Source organism: Bacillaceae bacterium S4-13-56, from assembly GCA_040191315.1.
Lineage (GTDB): Bacteria > Bacillota > Bacilli > Bacillales > JAWJLM01 > JAWJLM01.
Genome location: JAWJLM010000001.1, coordinates 65,916 through 87,738 on the forward strand (window position 1 = coordinate 65,916; position 21,823 = coordinate 87,738).

21 protein-coding genes are annotated in these 21,823 nt (G+C 37.7%); 19 read left to right on the forward strand and 2 right to left on the reverse strand.

The window, feature by feature from the left end:
• Positions 1-33 precede the first annotated feature (33 nt).
• From RZN25_00325 to spoVM, 6 genes are all read left to right on the forward strand, one after another.
• Positions 34-786: a Stp1/IreP family PP2C-type Ser/Thr phosphatase gene (locus RZN25_00325; GenBank protein MEQ6375277.1), complete on the forward strand. Its 753-nt coding sequence runs from the start codon at positions 34-36 to the stop codon at positions 784-786.
• Positions 786-2,723: a Stk1 family PASTA domain-containing Ser/Thr kinase gene (pknB, locus tag RZN25_00330; GenBank protein MEQ6375278.1), complete on the forward strand. Its 1,938-nt coding sequence runs from the start codon at positions 786-788 to the stop codon at positions 2,721-2,723. The genes RZN25_00325 and pknB overlap by 1 nt, the downstream gene beginning before the upstream one ends.
• Entirely contained in the window at positions 2,723-3,604 is an 882-nt protein-coding gene (rsgA, locus tag RZN25_00335) for a ribosome small subunit-dependent GTPase A (GenBank protein MEQ6375279.1), read from the forward strand. The genes pknB and rsgA overlap by 1 nt, the downstream gene beginning before the upstream one ends.
• A gap of 3 nt (positions 3,605-3,607) precedes the next feature.
• Positions 3,608-4,255 (forward strand): ribulose-phosphate 3-epimerase, encoded by a 648-nt coding sequence (gene rpe, locus RZN25_00340; protein MEQ6375280.1) that lies wholly within the window; start codon positions 3,608-3,610, stop codon positions 4,253-4,255.
• Between the two features lie 168 nt (positions 4,256-4,423).
• Positions 4,424-5,071, forward strand: coding sequence for a thiamine diphosphokinase (locus RZN25_00345; protein ID MEQ6375281.1), 648 nt, complete (start codon positions 4,424-4,426; stop codon positions 5,069-5,071).
• Between the two features lie 72 nt (positions 5,072-5,143).
• Positions 5,144-5,224, forward strand: a complete 81-nt coding sequence (spoVM, locus tag RZN25_00350) for a stage V sporulation protein SpoVM (protein ID MEQ6375282.1) — start codon at positions 5,144-5,146, stop codon at positions 5,222-5,224.
• Positions 5,225-5,373: 149 nt separating this feature from the next.
• Here the strand turns inward: spoVM and rpmB are convergent, their stop codons facing one another.
• The gene (gene rpmB / locus RZN25_00355; GenBank protein MEQ6375283.1) at positions 5,374-5,562 is read right to left on the reverse strand and encodes a 50S ribosomal protein L28; all 189 of its coding nucleotides are present in this window, start codon (positions 5,560-5,562) and stop codon (positions 5,374-5,376) included.
• A gap of 246 nt (positions 5,563-5,808) precedes the next feature.
• Here rpmB and RZN25_00360 point away from each other — a divergent pair, with 246 nt between their 5' ends.
• From RZN25_00360 to rnc, 11 genes are all read left to right on the forward strand, one after another.
• On the forward strand, positions 5,809-6,174 hold the full coding sequence (locus RZN25_00360) for an Asp23/Gls24 family envelope stress response protein (GenBank protein MEQ6375284.1): 366 nt from the start codon (positions 5,809-5,811) through the stop codon (positions 6,172-6,174).
• 38 nt (positions 6,175-6,212) lie between these two features.
• Positions 6,213-7,886 carry a DAK2 domain-containing protein gene (locus RZN25_00365; protein MEQ6375285.1) on the forward strand — a complete coding sequence of 558 codons (1,674 nt, stop codon included), beginning with the start codon at positions 6,213-6,215 and terminating at the stop codon, positions 7,884-7,886.
• Positions 7,887-8,352: 466 nt separating this feature from the next.
• On the forward strand, positions 8,353-9,015 hold the full coding sequence (gene sdaAB, locus RZN25_00370; protein ID MEQ6375286.1) for an L-serine ammonia-lyase, iron-sulfur-dependent subunit beta: 663 nt from the start codon (positions 8,353-8,355) through the stop codon (positions 9,013-9,015).
• Positions 9,016-9,043: 28 nt separating this feature from the next.
• Positions 9,044-9,928, forward strand: coding sequence for an L-serine ammonia-lyase, iron-sulfur-dependent, subunit alpha (sdaAA, locus tag RZN25_00375; protein ID MEQ6375287.1), 885 nt, complete (start codon positions 9,044-9,046; stop codon positions 9,926-9,928).
• Position 9,929: 1 nt separating this feature from the next.
• Entirely contained in the window at positions 9,930-11,963 is a 2,034-nt protein-coding gene (gene recG / locus RZN25_00380) for an ATP-dependent DNA helicase RecG (GenBank protein MEQ6375288.1), read from the forward strand.
• Positions 11,964-12,071: 108 nt separating this feature from the next.
• Positions 12,072-12,647 (forward strand): transcription factor FapR, encoded by a 576-nt coding sequence (fapR, locus tag RZN25_00385; protein ID MEQ6375289.1) that lies wholly within the window; start codon positions 12,072-12,074, stop codon positions 12,645-12,647.
• A gap of 5 nt (positions 12,648-12,652) precedes the next feature.
• Positions 12,653-13,648 (forward strand): phosphate acyltransferase PlsX, encoded by a 996-nt coding sequence (plsX, locus tag RZN25_00390; protein ID MEQ6375290.1) that lies wholly within the window; start codon positions 12,653-12,655, stop codon positions 13,646-13,648.
• 1 nt (position 13,649) lies between these two features.
• Positions 13,650-14,591 carry an ACP S-malonyltransferase gene (fabD, locus tag RZN25_00395; GenBank protein ID MEQ6375291.1) on the forward strand — a complete coding sequence of 314 codons (942 nt, stop codon included), beginning with the start codon at positions 13,650-13,652 and terminating at the stop codon, positions 14,589-14,591.
• A 1-nt stretch (position 14,592) separates the two neighbouring features.
• On the forward strand, positions 14,593-15,333 hold the full coding sequence (fabG, locus tag RZN25_00400; protein MEQ6375292.1) for a 3-oxoacyl-[acyl-carrier-protein] reductase: 741 nt from the start codon (positions 14,593-14,595) through the stop codon (positions 15,331-15,333).
• A 79-nt stretch (positions 15,334-15,412) separates the two neighbouring features.
• The gene (acpP, locus tag RZN25_00405; protein ID MEQ6375293.1) at positions 15,413-15,646 is read left to right on the forward strand and encodes an acyl carrier protein; all 234 of its coding nucleotides are present in this window, start codon (positions 15,413-15,415) and stop codon (positions 15,644-15,646) included.
• Between the two features lie 119 nt (positions 15,647-15,765).
• Complete coding sequence (gene rnc / locus RZN25_00410) at positions 15,766-16,443, forward strand: ribonuclease III (GenBank protein ID MEQ6375294.1); 678 nt, start codon at positions 15,766-15,768, stop codon at positions 16,441-16,443.
• Between the two features lie 437 nt (positions 16,444-16,880).
• Here rnc and RZN25_00415 read toward each other — a convergent pair whose 3' ends face one another.
• Positions 16,881-17,105: a DUF1128 domain-containing protein gene (locus tag RZN25_00415; protein MEQ6375295.1), complete on the reverse strand. Its 225-nt coding sequence runs from the start codon at positions 17,103-17,105 to the stop codon at positions 16,881-16,883.
• A 140-nt stretch (positions 17,106-17,245) separates the two neighbouring features.
• Here RZN25_00415 and smc point away from each other — a divergent pair, with 140 nt between their 5' ends.
• Together smc and ftsY are read left to right on the forward strand one after the other, a co-directional pair.
• Positions 17,246-20,830, forward strand: a complete 3,585-nt coding sequence (gene smc, locus RZN25_00420) for a chromosome segregation protein SMC (protein MEQ6375296.1) — start codon at positions 17,246-17,248, stop codon at positions 20,828-20,830.
• Positions 20,827-21,819, forward strand: a complete 993-nt coding sequence (ftsY, locus tag RZN25_00425; GenBank protein MEQ6375297.1) for a signal recognition particle-docking protein FtsY — start codon at positions 20,827-20,829, stop codon at positions 21,817-21,819. Before smc ends, ftsY begins: the two co-directional genes overlap by 4 nt.
• Positions 21,820-21,823 lie beyond the last annotated feature (4 nt).

A 21,823-nucleotide genomic window follows, 5' to 3' on the forward strand; every position in this document is an offset into this window, starting at 1 on the left:
AAAGGAAGAACGAAGAGGAGAAGAGGTGACAGGATGAAAGGCTACTTTTTAACCGATCAAGGTCAAGTGCGGACGCATAATGAAGATGCTGGTGGTGTTTATATAAATTCAAATGAGCAGTTGCTTGTAGTAGTGGCTGATGGTATGGGTGGGCATCTTGCGGGTGACGTTGCAAGTCATATGGCTACTTCCTTATTACAATCCAGCTGGGATGAAGCACCATTGATTAATGGTTCAGAGCTGGCAGAGCAATGGCTACGTGAACGGCTTATAGAGATCAATCAAAAAGTGTATCAACATTCATTAGAAAATGACAGTTGTAAAGGTATGGGAACAACAGTAGTTGCCGCTATTTGTACGAAAGATTATTTTACTGTAGCTCATATTGGAGACAGTCGTTGCTACTTAAATAATTCTTATGGTTTTAAACAAATAACAGAGGACCATTCTTTAGTTAATGAGTTGGTTCGTTCTGGACAAATTACTAAGGAAGATGCTGAACATCATCCTAGAAAAAATGTTTTATTAAAAGCATTAGGGACAGAAGAGGAAATAAGAATTGATATTAAAACACTGTCATGGGATCCAAATGATAGGTTGCTTTTATGCTCTGACGGATTAACGAACAAAATAAGTGATGAAGAATTAGTTGAATTTGTAACCTCTCAGGATATAAAACAAGCTGCTGAGAATTTAGTTCAGTTGGCAAACGATAGAGGTGGCGAGGATAATATTTCTCTTGCACTCATTCACTATGATCACCCAAAGGAAGAAGGTGATTCATAATGCTCGAAGGAAGGCGACTAAGTGATAGGTATCAAATCCGCGAGGCAATCGGTGGCGGAGGGATGGCTAATGTCTATTTAGCTCGAGATTTAATCTTAGATAGAGATGTAGCTATTAAAGTTCTTAGGCTAGAATATTCCAATGACGAGGAATTTATTAATCGCTTTCGTCGGGAAGCCCAGTCTGCTATAAGTCTTTCTCATCCTAACATCGTAAATATTTTTGATGTTGGAGAAGAAGATGATATCTACTATATCGTTATGGAATATGTTCCGGGGATGACCTTAAAGAAATATATCCAAAAATATGGGCCACTAGAAGTGGAAGAATCTTTGGATATCATGCAGCAGATCATCTCGGCTATTACTCATGCTCATGCAAATCATATTGTTCATCGAGATCTAAAGCCACAAAATATTCTAATTGACCATTCAAATCATGTAAAAGTGACAGACTTTGGTATTGCGATGGCACTTAGTGCGACTACCATTACACACACAAATTCTGTTCTTGGTTCTGTTCATTATTTATCACCAGAGCAAGCACGTGGAGGAATGGCGACAAAAAAATCAGATATTTATTCTTTAGGAATTGTTTTGTTTGAATTACTTAGTGGTCGATTGCCTTTTTCTGGTCAATCAGCCGTATCGATTGCTTTAAAACATTTACAAAGTGAAACTCCTTCATTAAGAAGATGGAATCCGGACATCCCTCAAAGTGTGGAAAATGTAGTGTTAAAAGCAACAGCTAAAGATCCTTTCCATCGATATGACAGTATTCAGGAAATGGGAGAGGATTTAGCAACTGCTTTAGATGAGTCTAGGAGAAATGAACAGAAATTTTTCATTCCAGATGATGGAGATGAAGTAACGAAGGCTATTCCAATCATTACGAATGATACCTTCAGAGAAAAGGATCACACGAAGGATACGATTGTACATAAAGGACAAACTAGTTCAAAATCCGATAAATCCGGGAAGAGAAAGGCAACCATATGGATTGCTTCTATCTTTGGTGTTCTATTTCTAGCAGCATTGACAGCCATTTTTATTTTACCTGATTTGTTAAAGACTGAAGAAGTTCAAATTCCTGATGTAGTTGGAGAAGACTATGAGGACGTGCTAAATGAGTTAACGGAATTGGGGCTTAAAGTGAATCAAGAAACGGAAAACTCCGAGGATATAGAGGAAGGTAAGGTAATTCGTACAATTCCTAAAACAGGGTCTACCGTAAAAAAAGGAGCAGAAATCACTGTTTACTCAAGTTTAGGAGAAGAAAAAGTTGAATTTAAGGATTATATTGGAGAAGATTATGATCAAGTTAAAGCTATATTAGAACGGGATGGTTGGACTGTAAACAAGGAAGACCAATACTCTGATGATCCAGTAGGAGTAATATTAGAGCAAGAACCTGCAGCAGGGGAAGAGGTCGTGCCTGGAGAAACCGAAGTGAAATTTATTGTTAGTCTAGGGCCAGATAAAATTAAAGTTCCCAATTTGATTGGAATGACTGAGGAAGAAGTCCTTCAATCCATTGGAGATAATTTCACCGTCGATATGAAATATGATTACTCGGATACTATAGAAGAAGGTAAAGTAATTTCTCAAGATCCAACAGCTTTAGTAGAGAAAGAAAAAGGTTCTATAATTGCCGTAATCTTTTCGCAGGGACTTGAAGATTTACCACCACAGAATGTAGAAGTTCCAATATTCATTAATATGGATGAGGAAAAAGGGGCTCAACAAGTAATGATATATATCCAAGATATGAATCGTGACATAACACAGGTAGCTGATGAATTTGTGATTATGGAAGACACGGATTATACAATAACCTTATTAATTGCTCCTGATTCAGAAGCGGAATACAAAGTGATGCTTGACGGGGAAATATATTATCAAGAAACAGTGCCATACGAAAAGGGTGATCAACCGTAATGCCTACTGGAAAAATAATCAAAGCGTTAAGCGGTTTTTATTACGTGAAGTCAGGGAATCAAATCTTTCAATGTAGAGGAAGAGGGGTTTTTCGGAAACGAAAAATTACTCCTCTTGTTGGAGATGAAATTGAATTTGAAGAAAGCAACCCTAATGAAGGGTATATCCTTGATATAAAACAGCGTAAAAATGAGCTGAAACGTCCACCAGTAGCGAATGTGGATCAGGCCATTATTGTTGTTTCCGCAGCAGAACCTGATTTTCACCCTTTTTTACTTGATCGATTTCTTGTTCTTGTAGAATCTAAACATATTGAACCAGCCATTTGTGTAACTAAAATGGACCTTGTCAAAGAAAAACAGGAAGAGTTAGTAGCGAGTTATATAGAGGATTACAAGAATTTGGGATACGAAGTAGTGGCTGGTTCTTCAAAGAATGAAGGAGGAATTCACGAGGTTCTTCCCTTGTTCCAAGATAAGACTTCAGTAATTGCAGGACAATCGGGTGTTGGTAAATCTTCTCTTCTAAATGCGATTCACCCAGACCTTAATATTGAGACGAACGATATATCTCATAGTTTAGGAAGAGGGAAGCATACAACACGTCATATCGAGTTAATCGAAATGAATGGTGGATTGGTGGCAGATACACCTGGATTTAGCTCACTGGACCTGACTGAGATAGAACTTGAAGAGTTATCTTCCTGTTTCCCTGAAATGGTAAAAAGGCAAAATAGCTGTAAATTCAGAGGGTGCCTTCATTTGAATGAGCCAAGATGTGCAGTAAAAGAAGCTGTTGATACAAATCAAATCCCATCCTATCGTTATGATAGCTATCTCCAAATTGCAGAGGAAATAAAAAATAGAAAGCCGAGGTACTAATTTATGGTTAAAATTGCACCATCCATTTTGTCGGCCGATTTTGCCCGCTTAGGTGATGAGATTAACGATGTTGAACAAGGCAGTGCTGATTATATACATGTTGATGCGATGGACGGACACTTTGTTCCGAACATAACCATTGGTCCACTAGTTGTGGAGGCAATTAAGCCCATTACAACTTTACCTTTAGATGTTCATCTTATGATAGAGAATCCAGATCAATATATTCCTGATTTTGCAAAAGCTGGAGCCTCTATCATTTCCGTTCACCAAGAGGCATGCATCCATCTACACAGAACTATACAACTTATTAAACAGTTGGATATAAAGGCTGGTGTTGTTATTAATCCAGCAACACCTGTTGATCTTCTTTTTCCTATATTGGAAGAAGTTGACTTAGTCCTTATTATGTCTGTAAATCCTGGTTTTGGAGGTCAGAGCTTTATTCCATCCTCCTTATCCAAAATTAAAAAATTAAAAGAGTGGAAACAAGAATACTCTTTTTCCTATGAAATCGAAGTAGATGGGGGAGTAAATCCTCAAACTGCGAGGCAATGTGTAGAAGCAGGTGCTGACGTTCTCGTTGCTGGAAGTTCTATTTTTAATATGAAAAATAGAAAAGAAGCAATCCAAGCCATCCGGAACGCATAAGCATGAAGTTTCACTTTATGTGCCGATAAGTCTAATGTCATAAGATGATTCCTCAGAGTAAAGGAATCCTCTTTATCATTTTTTTGATAAAGACTAATCTTTTTTTTAGTCTATAATTGGAACGTTTTTTCTAGAAAATATTCATGATCTACGAGGTGGGTTCGTATAATGTACAGAGTTGCTATTGTGGGCGGGGCACCTAAGGATAATATTCCCTCACTAAAAAAATTTGAAAAGAATGTAGATTACTGGATTGGGGCAGATGGTGGAGCAGTAACTATTACACAACAGAATGTGCCGTTAGACTTGGCCATTGGTGATTTTGATTCTGTTTCACAGGTGGAAAAGAATTACATAGAAGAGAATGCTAAAGATTTAAAATCTTATCCTAAAGAAAAAAATGAGACGGATTTAGAATTAGCGATTTATTATGCCTTAAGTAAAAAGCCTACAGAAGTCCTGCTTTTTGGAGTCACTGGTGGTCGTTTTGATCATACAATGATAAATGTACAAATGTTATATACCTTTGTTCAAAAAGGGATCCAAGCCTCTATCTATGACTCTCAAAACAAGATCACCTGCCATCTACCTGGAAAGTATGAAGTTTTTTATGAAGAAGAATATCCCATACTTTCCTTTCTACCATTGTCAGAAACAGTAATGAATCTATCACTGGAAGGGTTTTATTATCCATTGGAATCTGCGACTGTTCATTGGGGACTAAGTCGTACGATTTCAAATGAGCTTATTGAGGAAAAAGGTACTTTTTCATTCTCTAACGGCATATTATTACTTGTAAAGAGCCGAGATGCATAGGGAAGATCTTCTGAATCAAATGAGGGCTCCATCATTTAATGAGGCGTAATTGAATGTGAGGAGGGGGTAATCATGAAATTCTATACCATCAAACTGCCAAGGTTTCTAGGTGGTTTTGTTCGAGCAATCATCTCTACCTTTAAAAAGGATTAACGAACGATTAGAACTGTGAGCTACCACTCACTCTGGACGCCTCATTGGAGTAGACCTTCAGTGAGGTTTTATTTTTCCATGAAAAAAGCTACAATCATTTTTGAATTGTAGCTTTTCCATGTATAGTTTTTCGTTTTCATTATTCTATACTATGCGCGTTCGATCTTACCAGATTTCAACGCGCGTGCTGATACGTATACACGTTTTGGCTTACCATCAACCATGATACGCACTTTTTGAACGTTCGCTTTCCAATTACGTTTATTCGCATTCATCGCGTGGGAGCGCGCATTACCTGAACGAGTTTTACGTCCTGTGACGACACATTTACGGCTCATTAAAAATCCCTCCTACTGCCTTTTTCTATCATTAAATTTCTTAGCAAACACTTACTAAATTTATCACAACCTTGTGAAGAATGCAATCGTTCAGGAGAAATATATCAAGAAAAATCTCTTGACAGATGAAGGAAAAAAGTACATTGTAATAAGGGGTTTGGATACATACTGTAAGTGCCTGCTTTAAAAAAGACTTCCCTTATAGTAAAATTAGGTTATGCTTTCTAGAATAAAGGAGGATGTAAGATGTCCATTGAATTAAATACAAGCTATGGTCAAATAAAGATTTCCACTGATGTAATCGCTACAATTGCTGGTGGTGCCGCAGTTGAATGTTATGGAATTGTTGGAATGGCTTCTAAGAACCATGTAAAAGATGGGATCGCTGAAATTCTTCGTAAAGAGAATTACTCCAAGGGTGTCGTAGTACGTCAAGATGGAGATGAATTGCATATTGACATGTATATCATAGTCAGTTATGGGACGAAAATCTCGGAGGTTGCTCACAATGTACAATCTCAAGTGAAATATACATTAGATAAAACAGTCGGTTTATCAGTTAATTCTGTGAATATTTTTATACAGGGTGTTAGAGTATCTAACGAAACTTAATTGATGCTGTAGTAAGTGTAGTGAAGGAGGAAATCTTAGTGACGATTCGAACGTTAAATGGAACAACTTTTGCAGAAATGATCTTAGCTGGTGCAACACATTTGTCTAATCAATCGAAAATGATTGATGCACTGAATGTATTTCCCGTTCCAGATGGAGATACAGGAACGAATATGAATCTTTCAATGACTTCTGGAGCAAATGAAGTAAAAACAATAAGTGATGATCACGTAGGTAAAGTAGGTCAAGCACTTGCTAAAGGATTACTGATGGGCGCAAGGGGAAACTCTGGGGTTATTCTGTCACAGTTATTTAGAGGCTTTGCCAAGGTACTAGAGAATAAAGAAACCATAACAACAAAAGACTTTGCTAATGCCTTAGAAGGTGGAGTAACTACTGCATATAAAGCTGTTATGAAACCAGTGGAAGGTACAATTTTAACTGTTGCTAAAGATACAGCTAAACATGCAGTATCTGCGGCGAAAAAAGAAACCGACTTTATCCCATTTCTTGAATCAGTTTTAAAAGAATCAAAAGCTTCTTTGAAAAGAACTCCAGACTTACTACCAGTGCTCAAGGAAGTAGGAGTAGTTGATAGTGGTGGCCAAGGGTTAGTAACTATTTATGAAGGCTTCTTAGCATCCCTTAAGGGGGAGGACCTTCCGCAATCATCAGAAGCACAACCTGATATGGAAGATCTAGTGAATGCAGAACATCATAAAGTTTCACAAGACTTTATGAATACAGAAGACATAGAGTTTGGCTATTGCACTGAGTTTATGGTTAAGTTCGAGGATGAAAAGCTTGCAGAAAATCCATTTGATGAGCAAGTTTTCAGAAATCAGCTAAGTGAGCATGGAGATTCTTTGCTAGTTGTATCTGATGAAGAGGTTGTAAAAATTCATATTCATGCAGAACATCCAGGGGAAGTTATGAATTACGCTCAACAATTTGGAAGCTTGATCCGTATTAAGATCGACAATATGCGTGAACAACATGAATCTATCGTTGGGAAGAGGGACAAGAAAAAAGAAGTTACACCAAAAGAAAAAGCTGAATTAGGGATTGTAACTGTAGCTATGGGCGATGGAATAAAGCAGTTATTCTTAAGCCTTGGCGCAACGGTTGTGATTGAGGGCGGTCAAACGATGAACCCGAGTACTCAGGACATTTCAAATGCTATCAATGAGTGTAACGCAAAAAAAATCATTGTTCTTCCTAATAATAAAAATATAGTTATGGCGGCAGAGCAAGCGGCGAAATTAGCGGAAGAAAATGTCGTGGTTGTGCCTACAACCTCAGTTCCACAAGGAATGAGTGCTATTCTTTCTTTCCATCCAAATCAGTCGTTGGAGGAAAATACAGAGGCAATGAAAGAAGCGGCGTCTTCTGTAAAAACAGGACAAATCACATATGCTGTTCGTGATACTCAAATCGATGGAATTACCATTGAAAAAGATCATTTCATGGGGCTAGTCGATGGAAAAATTAAGGTTTCAAAACCTAATATTATTGAAGCAACTCACTCATTGTTACAAGAAATGATCGATGAAGATGAGGATGAAATTTTAACAATCCTTCAAGGCCAAGACGCTTCAGATGAGGATGTAGAAGAAATTGAAGCTTTTATTGAAGAAAACTATGAGGATATTGAAATAGAGGTTCACAAAGGAAATCAACCAATCTATACGTTTATTTTTGCAGTAGAATAATACGACAAAAGTTAATTAATTTAAGAAAAAGTGAAATAAAAGATGATTCCTCAAAATTGTGGAATCATCTTTTTTGCTTTTTATTAAGTGCATGAAAAGAATGTATGAAGCGTATGCTCATTATTCTTTCTATAAGCTCAAACTATTTTGTTTATGCGCTATTTTCATCTTTTATGCTCGGAAACCGTAGGGGTTATGCTCAAAAATCAAGGTTTTAAGCGCGACATTTTCATTCCTATGCTCAACTTTTAATCCATAAGCTCAATATTCTCCGTTTAAGCTCAAAACTTCAATCTAATGCTCACACCCCTCACCACCCCTCAATACCATCAACCCCCACCTCCCAACCCCCATGAATAAGCCCCAAAAGGATAAGTTATTAAGTCCTGGTCTCTACTTATAGGGTGATTATGTTATAATGTATCCGTATTATTTAGTCATCGCAGATAAGAAAGGTGATGGTAAAATGAAATACCGTTCCGTTTTTGATATTATCGGTCCCGTCATGATTGGTCCTTCAAGCTCACATACAGCAGGTGCCGCCCGAATAGGTAGAGTGGCTAGGGACTTATTTAACCGGGAACCTAAATGGGCACATATTCATTTGTATGGTTCTTTTGCAAAAACCTATCGTGGTCATGGAACAGATGTTGCAATCATTGGGGGATTATTAGACTTTGATACTTTTGATCCAAGAATTTCCGAGTCTTTAGAGATTGCCAATCGTTTGGGAATGAATATTAAGTTCTTTGAAGAAGATGCCGTTACTGATCATCCTAATACTGCAAGGGTCACAATAGGAGATGATCAGGGAACACTGGAGATAGTAGGAATCTCTATAGGTGGAGGAAAAATTGAGATCACAGAATTAAATGGTTTTCCCTTACGTCTATCAGGAAACCATCCTGCTATCATAGTCATGCACAACGACCGTTATGGTGCAATTGCCTCCATAACTCAAATCTTAGCAAAACATGAAATTAATATTGGCCATATGGAAGTTTCACGAAAAGAAATTGGCAAGGAAGCTTTAATGGTTATAGAGGTTGATCAAAATATTGGAGAAGAGATTCTTCAAGAACTCCATAAAGCAGATCATATTTTACAAGTAGCTCGCATCGCAGAGTAATAACAACGAGGGGGATGGTGCAAACATGTTGTTTCGAAATGTTAAAGAATTAGTAGAATTAGCCGAAAAAGAAAATATACCGATTTCAGAAATTATGATTAGGCAAGAAATGAAGATTTCTGAAAGATCAAGAGAAGATTTAATGGAACAAATGGACCACAATTTACAAGTCATGGAGAAGGCTGTAGAGGACGGTTTACAAGGAGTAAGGTCTCATTCCGGTCTAACTGGGGGAGATGCTGTACTCATTCAGAACTATATGAAAAACCACGAACCACTATCAGGATATCTATTGCTTGATGCGGTGAGTAAAGCAGTAGCAACGAACGAAGTAAATGCTGCCATGGGAACCATTTGTGCCACACCAACCGCAGGGAGTGCTGGTTGTGTGCCTGGTACGCTATTTGCCGTTAAAAATAGACTGAATCCAACGAGAGAACAGATGATCAGATATTTGTTTACTTCAGGTGCATTTGGGTATGTAATAGCAAATAATGCGTCCATTTCTGGAGCAGCAGGGGGCTGTCAAGCTGAAGTTGGTTCTGCTGCTGGAATGGCTTCAGCTGCGATTGTGGAAATGGCAGGAGGAACACCTCAACAAAGTGCAGATGCAATGGCTATCACGTTAAAAAATATGCTTGGATTAGTATGTGACCCAGTGGCAGGCTTAGTAGAAGTCCCTTGTGTAAAAAGAAACGCTATGGGAGCATCAAATGCAATTGTTGCTGCAGACATGGCTTTAGCTGGAGTGACAAGTCGTATACCTTGTGATGAAGTAATTGATGCAATGTATAAAATTGGTCAAACGATGCCAGTTTCCCTACGAGAGACTGCATTAGGTGGTTTAGCTGCAACACCAACAGGAAAAGAACTAGAAGCTAAAATTTATGGTATCCCAAGAATGGGGGATTAAAGTGAACAAAACACCTGTTGAACAACTACCGGGTGTCGGTGAGAAAGTAAAAGAAAGTTTGCAAGGAATTGGTATTGAATCTGTAGAAGATTTGCTATATTACTTTCCTTTTCGCTATGAAACCTATGAAGTCAAATCATTATCAGAATTGCAACACGATGAAAGAGCAACCATAGAGGGAAAGGTGATTTATCCACCTTCCCTTGTTTTTTATGGTAGAAGAAAATCGAAACTAACATTAACCTTAGAGGTTGAAAATATGATTGTGAAAGCTGTTCTATTCAATCGTGCTTTTGCGAAAGATCAATTGCAACCAGGAGATTGGATTACTGTAACTGGAAAGTGGGACCAAAGGAAACTCCAAGTTACTGTCAGTCAATACCATAAAGGAAAAGCAAAGCACCTCCAACCTATTCAACCCGTTTATCCTTTAAGAGGTGATATTAAATTGCAGCGCTTGAAGAGGTGGATAAGCTCAGCTCTATCATTCAGCAATGGTTCCCTTGAGGAATATATTCCAAAACGGTATTTAAAACAATATAAATTACCTACCCTTTTTCAAGCACTACATACTATGCACTTTCCAGAAAATCATTTTGCTTTAAAACATGCGAGAAGAAGGTTTGTCTTTGAGGAGTTGTTCATTTTTCAATTAAAAATGCAATTACTTCGAAAAAAGAAAAAGGAAGCAACAAAAGGGAATACTAAAAATTGGGACAAGTTCTCACTCCAAGAATTCGTTGATCAATTACCCTTTGAACTTACAGATGCTCAAAAACAATCATCTAGAGAAATTCTTTTGGATTTAAAAAGTCCATTTCGAATGAATCGTTTGTTACAAGGGGATGTTGGTTCTGGGAAGACCATAGTTGCTGCCCTTTCTGTATATGCCGTTCATTTGTCTGGATACCAAAGTGCCATAATGGTTCCTACTGAAGTTCTTGCAGAACAACATTATCAATCTTTATCCGAGCTTTTTAATAATCACGTAAAAGTTGTTCTTTTAACTGGGTCTATAAAAGGGAAGAAAAGAAGAGAAATAGTAGAGTTGATTAAGAATAATCAGGCAGATGTAATTGTTGGTACCCATGCCCTCATTCAAGATGAAATTGAATATTCAAAGCTAGGTTTTGTTGTTGTTGACGAGCAGCATCGTTTTGGAGTTCAGCAAAGAAGAATTTTGCGAGAAAAGGGCTTAGTTCCCGATGTTTTATTTATGACAGCAACACCAATTCCAAGAACGTTATCTATAACAGCATTTGGTGACATGGATGTTTCTACCATTGATCAAATGCCTGTAGGGAGGAAGCCTGTTAAGACCTATTGGGCAAAAGAACAAATGATATCCAGAGTCCTTCACTTTATAGAGGAAGAAGTGAAAAAAGGACACCAGGCGTATGTTATTTGTCCTTTAATTGAGGAAAGCGAGAAATTGGATATCCAAAATGTATTAGATGTCTATCAACAGCTAACGGCTTATTTTTCTCCAGTTTATCAAGTTGGACTGATGCATGGAAGACTTAGTAATGAGGAAAAAGAAAATGTAATGAGAGAGTATACGAAAAATAATGTTCAGGTTTTGGTTTCAACAACTGTAGTAGAAGTCGGTGTGAACGTTCCTAATGCCACAGTGATGATGATTTATGATGCGGAGCGTTTTGGTCTAGCCCAACTCCATCAGCTGCGCGGAAGAGTAGGAAGAGGGAAAGAACAGTCTTATTGTATTCTTCTAGCCGATCCCAAGACTGATGTAGGGAAAGAGCGAATGCAAGTTATGACACAAACTACCGATGGGTTTGAACTATCAGAATTTGATTTAAAGCTAAGGGGGCCGGGAGACTTTTTTGGAAAAAAACAATCTGGGCTGCCTGATTTTAAAGTAGCCGATCTAGTCCATGATTATCGCGCCCTTGAAACGGCAAGAAAAGATGCTCAACAGGTGATTGAGTCTGGGCTCTTAGAAACGGAAGAATTTATAAATTTAAAAAAGATAGTAGAGCAAGACCCTATCTTTCAAGGTGAGATTTTGGACTAATAGGATGGTTGCATAATTTTAACTGGTATTATATATTACTATTAGTACCTAGTCTTAAAAATATAAAATACGATATGATATATTGCAATATTTGGATGGTGTCGATGGATGAGACAAAAAAAGAAAGAACGCCAAGAAAAACTAATGGAAACAATTAAGGAATCCCCATTTATTACAGATGATGAGCTTGCTGCAAGATTTGATGTTAGTATCCAAACAATTCGTTTAGATCGTATGGAATTAGCTATACCCGAATTAAGAGAAAGAATTAAGTCTGTCGCAACCAATCAATGGAATGAAACGGTTAAGGCACTTCCAATTGAAGAAGTTATTGGGGAAATTGTGGACTTGGAGTTAGATAAACAGGCCCTGTCCATATTAGATATTAAAGAAGAGCATGTATTTTCACGTAATTTCATTGCTCGTGGTCACCATTTGTTTGCACAAGCCAATTCTTTAGCAGTTGCTGTCATTAATGACGAGCTTGCCTTAACAAGAAGTGCAACGATCCATTTTACCCGTCAAGTTAAAAAAGGAGAGCGGGTAGTGGCAAAGGCACAAGTGGTTGGACATGATTCAGTAAAGGGTCGAACAACAGTGAAAGTTTCTACCTTTGTTGAAAATGAACTTGTTTTTTCAGGTGAATTTGAAATGTATCGTTCAAACCAACGAAAAGGAGAATGAAAATCATGAAAATAGCAATCGATGCTATGGGAGGAGACAATGCTCCAAAAGCCATTGTACTTGGAGCCATAGAAGCGGTGAAACAGTTTCCAAATATAGAAATTACTTTATTTGGGAACGAAGAGAAGATTAAACTTTACCTAACGGAGACAAATCGTATAAAAGTGGTACATACAAATGAAGTGATCACATCTGAGGATGAGCCAGTGCGTGCCGTTAGAAGGAAAAAAGACGCTTCTATGGTATTAATGGCAAAAGAAGTCAAAGAGGGACGGGCAGATGCTTGTATTTCTGCAGGAAATACAGGAGCCCTTATGAGTGCGGGTCTATTTGTTGTAGGAAGAATTTCAGGAATTGAACGTCCGGCCCTTTCCCCTACCTTGCCAACAATAGATGGTAAAGGATTTCTTCTGCTAGATGTTGGTGCGAATGTTGATGCTAAACCTCAACATCTTCTCCAATATGCTGTTATGGGATCCATTTACGCTGAAAAAGTACGTGGGATTGATCGTCCTAAAATAGGTCTTTTAAATGTGGGAACTGAGTCAGGGAAAGGAAACGATTTAACGAAGAAGTCTTTTTACATTCTACAAGAAGCACCGATCAACTTCGTGGGAAATGTAGAAGCCCGAGATTTATTGCAAGGGGCTGCAGATGTTGTAGTTACCGACGGATTTACAGGGAACGTGACTCTTAAAACCATTGAGGGAACAGCTTTATCAATGTTTTCAATGATAAAAACTACCTTTATGTCATCCCTGAAAACTAAGATTGCAGCAGCCGTAGTCAAGAATGATTTAAAAGCTTTAAAAAATCAATTAGATTACTCTGAATACGGTGGTGCGGGTTTATTTGGACTTTCAGCGCCAGTGATTAAGGCTCATGGATCATCTAATGCAAAGGCTATTGTTAGTGCTATAAAGCAAGCCATTGAGATGGTTGATCAAAATGTTGTGGCTACAATAGAAAAAGCCATTCAACAAACATCAAAGGAGGAGTAATATGAAAAAAGTTGCCCTTGTCTTTCCTGGCCAAGGTTCACAGGTCATAGGAATGGGAAAGGATGTTTTTCATACATATGATCGTGTTAAGGATTGTTTTCATGTTGGCGAGAACCTCTTAGGCTATCCTATATTAGATTTAATGTTTAATGGGCCGGAAGAGGAACTGACAAAGACGGAAAATGCTCAACCAGCCTTATTATTAACAAGTATTGGGATATTGAGAGAACTTGAGGCCCAAGGTGTCCAAGCAACTGTTACGGCGGGGCATAGTTTGGGAGAATACAGTGCGATGGTTGCAGCTGGAGCCATATCATTTGAAGAGGCTTTGCCATTGGTACATGAACGAGGAAAGTTAATGGAGAAAGCTTTCCCTTCTGGAAAAGGGGCTATGGCAGCGGTGCTGGGGTTAAATGCTGAAGAAATTCAGACAACTCTTGAACAGATAAATGCTGGCGAAGAGATTGTAGATATAGCAAATTATAATTGTCCTGGGCAAATTGTTATATCAGGTACGAAACAGGGGGTTCAACGAGCTTCAGAATTTCTTAAAGACAAGGGTGCTAAACGTGTCATTGAATTAAATGTTAGTGGCCCCTTTCACTCAAGACTCATGAAGCCAGCAAGTGAATCATTTTCAGAAGTTCTTCAAAACATTAAATTCCAAGATTCAAATGTTCCTGTTGTGATGAATGTTTCAGCAAATGCATCATCAAAGAAAGAAGAACTTCAAGATGCTTTGGAAAGACAATTATATTCTCCTGTTCAATGGGAGGAAACCATTCGTTCCATTCTCGATATGGACGTAGATGCAATAGTCGAAGTCGGTAGTGGGAAGGTATTAAGTGGTCTTGTGCGAAAAGTAGAAAGACGAATGAAGACTTTTTCTGTCCAAGACACAGATAGCTTAAATGAATTTATAAACTGGTACAAGGAGGACTAACATGCTACTAGGACAAGTCGCACTTGTTACAGGTGCCTCAAGAGGTATTGGGCGTGCAATTGCGTTAGAACTAGCCAAAAATGGTGCAAAGGTTGTTGTGAATTATTCGGGAAGTGAGCAAAGAGCAGAGGAAGTTGTTACTGAAATTAAGGCAATGGGACAAGAAGCTTTAAAAATAAAAGCAAATGTATCCAATGAAGAAGATGTAAAAGCTATGGTTAAAGAGACGATTGACACTTTTGGTCAATTAGATATACTTGTCAATAACGCAGGCATTACCAGAGACAATTTACTAATGCGCATGAAAACCGAAGAATTTGATCAAGTGATTGAAACAAATTTAAAGGGAGTATTTCTTACAACAAAAGCGGTTACTAGGCAAATGATGAAACAAAAGAAGGGCCGTATTATCAACATTGCATCCGTAGTGGGTGTGATAGGGAACCCGGGACAGGCGAATTATGTCGCTGCTAAAGCAGGCGTCATTGGTATGACAAAATCCAATGCCAAGGAATTAGCTCCAAGGAATATCCTTGTCAATGCTGTAGCGCCTGGGTTTATAAAGACTGATATGACGGATCAATTAACAGAAGAACAACAAAAAGAAATGCTTCATCATATCCCACTTTCTCGGCTGGGCGAAGGTGAAGACGTTGCCAAAGTCGTCCGGTTTTTAGCAAGTCCAGATGCTAATTATATCACTGGTCAGGTTATTCATGTAGATGGCGGGATGGTCATGTAGATTCACTCTAGACGAAAGGGACCATTTTTAAGTAAAATCGTAAATAGCGATAGACATACTTGAAGGGAGGTGACATGATATGGCAGACGTATTTGACCGCGTAAAACAAATTATTATTGACCGCTTAGATGTTGATGAAGCAAAGGTGATAATGGAGGCTTCCTTTAAGGAAGACCTAGAGGCTGACTCCCTTGACGTAGTTGAGTTAGTAATGGAACTAGAAGATGAATTTGATATGGAAATTTCTGATGATGATGCTGAAAAAATTAATACCGTTGGAGATGCTGTGAATTACATAAACAGCCGCGGTTAATAATAGCATTTTTGGAAGATAGGGAAGTGGATAACTTTTTTATCTGTTCTAAAAATCTCGTAGTCTAAAGGCTGCGAGATTTCTCCTATTCTAAAACATATAGAAAATGGTGGATATAAGTGAACTTCGATAACTTTCAACAAAAGATTGGTATAACATTCCAAAATCCGGATTTGTTAAAACAAGCATTTACCCATTCATCATATGTGAATGAGCATCGAAAACAGCCTTTTGAGGACAATGAGCGTCTCGAGTTTTTAGGAGATGCGGTTCTAGAGCTTACAATCTCCGATTATTTATATAAAAACTTTCCTAAAATGAGTGAAGGTGAATTAACTAAATATAGAGCAGCCATTGTTTGCGAAGCTTCTTTAGTGCATTTAGCTCATGACCTTCAATTTGAAAAACTGATTCTTCTAGGAAAGGGAGAAGAAATTACAGGGGGTCGGCAACGTCCAGCGTTACTAGCAGACGTGTTTGAGGCCTTTATCGGGGCAATATATCTAGACCAGGGATATGAGGTTGTTGTTCAGTTTCTTAAGCAATTTGTTTATCCTAAGATCAAAAAAGGTGCTTTTTCTCATGCGATGGATTACAAAAGTCAACTTCAGGAAGTTGTTCAAAAAGTAAAGAATGGCACCATTGAATATGAAATCACAGAGGAGAGAGGCCCTGCTCATAATCGAGAATTTGTTGCCCATGTCATCATCTCAAATTCAGTGGCTGGTATAGGTATCGGGAGGACTAAAAAAGAAGCAGAGCAAAAAGCAGCCCATGAGGCATTAAAAAAGTACTAGAAAAATGAGCTAGGACAAAACCGCGATAAACCGCTTTAAAACTATTAAACCAGTTTCCTATTCTGTATGGTTAAATTATGTCCTCTTAATCCGTTTGAGTGCTATGAAAAGTTATTGGGTGACGTTTCATACGTTTAGAGACGGTTTCATAATTTCAAGTGCTAAAAGAGCAGGTTTTAAGTGACACTCTTTTAGTTCTTAGTGCCGATTCTATGATTTGTTTGCTATTCACTTTCCTTGGGTGCTAACAATCAATGGGGGACGGTCACTGACTGATGTTTCCTTTTATTTAGGTGCCAGAAGCTGGATGAACTTGAGCGCAAAACGTTCAAATAAAAAGATGATTCCTGGAAATAAATGAGGAATCATCTTTTTATTATTTGTTACATTTTTTTCAGGCCCTTTCAAGATGCGAAAAGCGTTTTGTTTTCTAAACCTTATTTCCTTCGGTATTTGCCTAACTCCTCAACAATAGCTTGGATTTCAGATACACTAAAGTTCTCTTTAGCATGAATCATATCATATAAGTTCTTAATCTCTTCGTAGTTTTTTAATGGGTAGTCCTTTGGGTCCATGATGGAACGGTTTACTACTTGTAATTTTTTTGCCATTTCTTGGATCATAAAGGATAAATTTTCTTGGTTTTGCATATCTAAAGTCATGATTTCACTCCTTTTCTGTAATCTATTCATAGATTCTTCTATGTAGCTCTCTTAATATGATAAAATAGAAAAGTTAAATTACAACCCTTTAGTTATTTTTTGTTTAAAAAAAATTGATATACATAGGAGGAAAGTTGAGCATGTTCCTCAAGCGTTTAGAAACAGTAGGTTTTAAGTCATTTGCGGAGCGAACTACAGTAGAATTTGTTCCAGGAGTAACAGCCGTTGTTGGGCCTAATGGAAGTGGAAAAAGTAATATTATTGATGCTGTACGTTGGGTATTAGGAGAACAATCTGCAAAATCTCTTCGAGGGTCTAAAATGGAAGACATCATTTTTGCAGGAAGTGATTCGAGAAAACCATTGAACTTTGCTGAAGTATCCCTCATTCTTGATAATGCAGATCAGACATTGCCTATTGATTACCATGAAGTTGCTGTCACGAGAAGGGTTTATCGCTCCGGAGAAAGTGAATTTTTAATTAACCAGCAATCTTGCCGTTTGAAGGATATCGTTGATCTTTTTATGGATTCTGGTCTTGGAAGAGAAGCATTCTCTATTATTAGTCAGGGGAAAATAGAGGAAATTCTTAGTTCAAAGGCTGAAGAACGGAGAACGATCTTTGAAGAAGCTGCTGGTGTGCTGAAATATAAAAATCGCAAGAAAAAAGCGGAGTACAAATTAGCTGAAACACAAGAAAACTTAAATCGTGTAGAAGATATTATTTACGAATTAGAACAGCAATTGGAACCACTTAAGGAACAAGCGGCTATTGCTAAAGAATACTTGGATAAAAAAGAAGTATTAAAGGAAAAGGAAGTTTCTCTTCTTGTAACTGAAATAGAAGCTTTTCACTTAGAGTGGCAGGCCATTTTAAGTGAATTGAAAGAGAAACAAGATGAAGCAATCAAACTTCAAACGGAGATCCAATCAGGTGAGGCAGAGATGGAGGCAGAGCAAAGCCAAATTCAAACCCTTGAGGAATCTATAGAAAAGCTACAAGAATCCTTGTTAGAATTGACAAGGGATTTAGAGCATATTGAAGGAAAAAAAGAGTTATATCACCAACGATTACGGTATTCAGAAGAAAAAATTCTTAAGATTGACCAAGACTTATTAGCTTATCAAAATCAGAAAGAGAACCTAGATGTTAAGATTCAACTGCAAAGGGAAGCGGCTAAAGTAAAAGAAAAGTCATTATTTGAAGTTAAGAAGCAGGTGGAAGAGAAGGAAAAGGAGTTTAGTCATCTATCAATAAACACAGAAGAAGTGTTGGAAAACCTTAAAAGTGATTATATTGAAAGGTTGAATGAACAGGCTGCCTTAAGAAATGAGACACAATCTCTAAACAAGCAAAGGGAGCAGGTTGAACGAAGAATTCAAAGACTGCGAGAGAAGTTTCAAGACTCTATTAGTGAAAGAAAAATGATTGAAGCACAAATAAGTGACCGAAACTATAAGGTTTTAGAGAGCGAGGAAGAGCTTAGCCAACTTCTTTCATCTTTACAACAGTTAAATCAAGAAAAAAACAGGGCGGAAAAAGCCTTAGAACAAGATCAATCAAAGCTTTATCAGGGATATCAATTTGCAGAAAAACTTCGGTCCAAAAAAGAGATGCTAGAAGATTTAAAAGAAGATTTCTCTGGTTTTTTCCAAGGGGTAAGAGAGGTTTTGAAAGCACGTGAAAACAAAGAATTAAATAATATTTTCGGGGCAATTATCGAACTTATATCTATACCAGATGATTACGTGACGGCGATTGAAACCACTTTAAATGCACAAGCTCAGCATATTGTGGTTCAAAATGAGAACACTGCAAGAGAGTGCATTTTATATCTTAAGAAGAACCAAAAAGGGAGAGCAACCTTCTTACCTTTAGAATCCATACAAGAGAGATCAATCCCATCCTCCCTTCTTCAGGGAATTAAAAATGATTTGGGATTTGTTGGCGTAGCTTCCGACTTAGTTTCTAGTGATCCAACTGTTTCAAAGGCAGTTCGTCACTTGCTAGGACATATTGTTATTGCAAAGACCCTAAAAGATGCGAATCGCTTGGCTACTCAGCTTTATCGAAAGTACAGAATTGTTACTCTCGATGGAGATGTCGTTAATCCAGGCGGATCTATGAGTGGAGGGGCAAAAGCGAATACGAAGTCTTCTCTATTTACAAGAGACAAAGAATTGCAGGATGTTACTAAGAAATTAGAAGAATACCAAGTGAAAATTAAGGCATTTGAGCAACACGTAAAACAACAAAAAGAAAAGCTAAAGGAAATTGAACATCAACGCGTAGAACTTGAGCAAAAACGTTCATCCATTGAAGGGAAACTCCAAACAAGAAGAGATGATTATAAAGAGATTTCCTATCAGGAAAAAAGAATGAATGAACAACTTGCTTTATTTGATCAAGAAGAAAGCCAACTTACACAGGAAGAAAAGGAATATAGATCTCAGCTGACTAAATGTAAGGAACAAATGGATTTACTACAAGAAAAGATTCAGTTAATGAAAGAGGAAATGGATCAATTATCTAGGCAACAGAGTGAACAAAGAACTTCAAAAGAATCGGTAAGTGAAGTTTTACAAAGTCTACGTATAAAGCTAGCAGAAAATCAAACCGAGCTTCGTAGTGAGGTAGACAAACATCAAAGATTAAAAAAGGAATTAGAGGTTGTAAAAGAATCAATCCTTGAGCTTACAAATGAAAGACATCAGATCGAAGAAGAAATAAAAGGGGAAGAGTCTGAGGATGTACTAGTTGAAAAACTAAAAATGGTCAAGCAAGAGAAATTTCAGACGGAGCAACTTATTCAACAACGAAGAGAAAACCGTTTGAAAAGAATTCAAAAGGTTCAAGATGAAACACGAGAGCTTAAACAGATTAAGAAGATTTTTGAAGCTCTTCAAAATGAGATCCGGCAAAAGGAAGTTAAATCCAATCGACTAGACGTAGAATTGGAAAATCGTCTTCATACGTTGCGTGAGGACTATACTTTGTCGTTTGAAAAGGCTAAATCCAATTATCCAATTGTTGATGATGTAGAGGAAGCACGCAAGAAAGTGAAATTTATTAAACGTGAAATAGAAGAGTTAGGAGCAGTAAATATTGGTGCTATTGAAGAATATGAACGTATCAAAGAAAGATATGAATTTTTATCAGAACAACAATCTGATCTTGAACAAGCTAAATTGACTTTACGTGAAATTATTGCTGAAATGGACCAAGAGATGTCAAGGAGATTTGAAGATACTTTTTCTCAAATTCGAATAGAGTTTCAGAAGGTATTTAAAGCGTTGTTTGGTGGTGGTCAGGCTGACTTAAGGCTAACTGACCCATCCGCAATATTGGAGACAGGGGTAGACATTGTTGCACAGCCACCAGGTAAAAAACTACAAAATTTGGGGTTGCTCTCTGGTGGAGAGCGCGCTTTTACTGCCATTGCTTTGTTATTTGCAATCTTGACAGTTCGGCCAGTACCATTTTGTATTCTGGACGAAGTGGAAGCTGCACTTGATGATGCTAATGTTAATCGTTTCGCTCGTTACTTGAAAAGATTTAGTCAAAATACACAATTCATTGTGATAACTCATCGAAAAGGAACGATGGAGGAAGCTGATGTTCTGTACGGTGTAACCATGCAGGAATCTGGTGTATCAAGGCTTGTATCAGTGAAACTAGAAGAAACGAAGGAATTTGTGGAAGTAGGAAAGGAAGATCGCAATTGAGTTTATTTAAAAAAATAAAGGAAAGATTTACGACTGATACTGACACAGTGACAGATAAGTTTAAAGGGGGTCTTTCTAAAACTAGGGAATCCTTTGCATCTAAAATGAACGATCTTGTTGCTCGATATCGTAAAGTTGATGAAGATTTTTTTGAAGAGTTGGAAGAAGTATTGATTTCAGCAGATGTCGGTGTACAGACAGTCATGGAACTTATAGATCAACTACGTTTCGAAGTACAAAGACAAAACATTAAGGATACACAGGAAGTTCAGGGCGTTATCTCTGAAAAACTAGTTGATATCTATTACGGTGATGAAGATAACCAAATAGAGAGTTTAAACCTCCAGGAAGATGAACTATCTATTATCCTGTTTGTTGGTGTGAATGGTGTTGGAAAAACAACAACAATTGGTAAGCTAGCCCATCAGTTAAAGGAACAAGGAAATAAGGTTATTCTAGCAGCAGGTGATACGTTTCGTGCAGGAGCCATTGAACAGTTGGAAGTATGGGGAGATCGTGTGGGTGTTGATGTTATTAAGCATAGTGCGGGAAGTGACCCAGCAGCTGTTATTTTTGATGCAGTGAAAGCTGCTAAGTCAAGAGGCGCAGATGTTCTTCTTTGTGATACTGCTGGTAGACTTCAAAATAAAGTAAACTTGATGAATGAACTTTCAAAGGTAAAACGTGTGATTGAACGTGAGGTTCCAGGAGCACCTCATGAAGTCTTATTGGTACTTGACGCAACAACAGGTCAGAATGCTATGAGTCAAGCAAAAACATTTTCAGAGGCAACTAATGTTTCTGGCATTGTTTTAACCAAACTTGATGGTACAGCTAAGGGGGGAATTGTTTTAGCCATTAGAAATGAGTTGAATATACCAGTTAAATATGTAGGATTAGGTGAGAAGATGGAAGATTTACAAGAATTCGATGCCCATGCCTTTGTCTACGGTTTATTTGCTGGTCTAATTGATGAGAAAGAAGAATAGGAAT

Coding starts and splice junctions, on each gene's coding strand:
- RZN25_00325 (MEQ6375277.1), top strand. CDS start 34: ATGAAAGGCTACTTTTTAACCGATCAAGGTCAAGTGCGGACGCATAAT.
- pknB (MEQ6375278.1), top strand. CDS start 786: ATGCTCGAAGGAAGGCGACTAAGTGATAGGTATCAAATCCGCGAGGCA.
- rsgA (MEQ6375279.1), top strand. CDS start 2,723: ATGCCTACTGGAAAAATAATCAAAGCGTTAAGCGGTTTTTATTACGTG.
- rpe (MEQ6375280.1), top strand. CDS start 3,608: ATGGTTAAAATTGCACCATCCATTTTGTCGGCCGATTTTGCCCGCTTA.
- RZN25_00345 (MEQ6375281.1), top strand. CDS start 4,424: ATGTACAGAGTTGCTATTGTGGGCGGGGCACCTAAGGATAATATTCCC.
- spoVM (MEQ6375282.1), top strand. CDS start 5,144: ATGAAATTCTATACCATCAAACTGCCAAGGTTTCTAGGTGGTTTTGTT.
- rpmB (MEQ6375283.1), bottom strand. CDS start 5,562: ATGAGCCGTAAATGTGTCGTCACAGGACGTAAAACTCGTTCAGGTAAT.
- RZN25_00360 (MEQ6375284.1), top strand. CDS start 5,809: ATGTCCATTGAATTAAATACAAGCTATGGTCAAATAAAGATTTCCACT.
- sdaAB (MEQ6375286.1), top strand. CDS start 8,353: ATGAAATACCGTTCCGTTTTTGATATTATCGGTCCCGTCATGATTGGT.
- fapR (MEQ6375289.1), top strand. CDS start 12,072: ATGAGACAAAAAAAGAAAGAACGCCAAGAAAAACTAATGGAAACAATT.
- plsX (MEQ6375290.1), top strand. CDS start 12,653: ATGAAAATAGCAATCGATGCTATGGGAGGAGACAATGCTCCAAAAGCC.
- fabD (MEQ6375291.1), top strand. CDS start 13,650: ATGAAAAAAGTTGCCCTTGTCTTTCCTGGCCAAGGTTCACAGGTCATA.
- fabG (MEQ6375292.1), top strand. CDS start 14,593: ATGCTACTAGGACAAGTCGCACTTGTTACAGGTGCCTCAAGAGGTATT.
- acpP (MEQ6375293.1), top strand. CDS start 15,413: ATGGCAGACGTATTTGACCGCGTAAAACAAATTATTATTGACCGCTTA.
- RZN25_00415 (MEQ6375295.1), bottom strand. CDS start 17,105: ATGACTTTAGATATGCAAAACCAAGAAAATTTATCCTTTATGATCCAA.
- smc (MEQ6375296.1), top strand. CDS start 17,246: ATGTTCCTCAAGCGTTTAGAAACAGTAGGTTTTAAGTCATTTGCGGAG.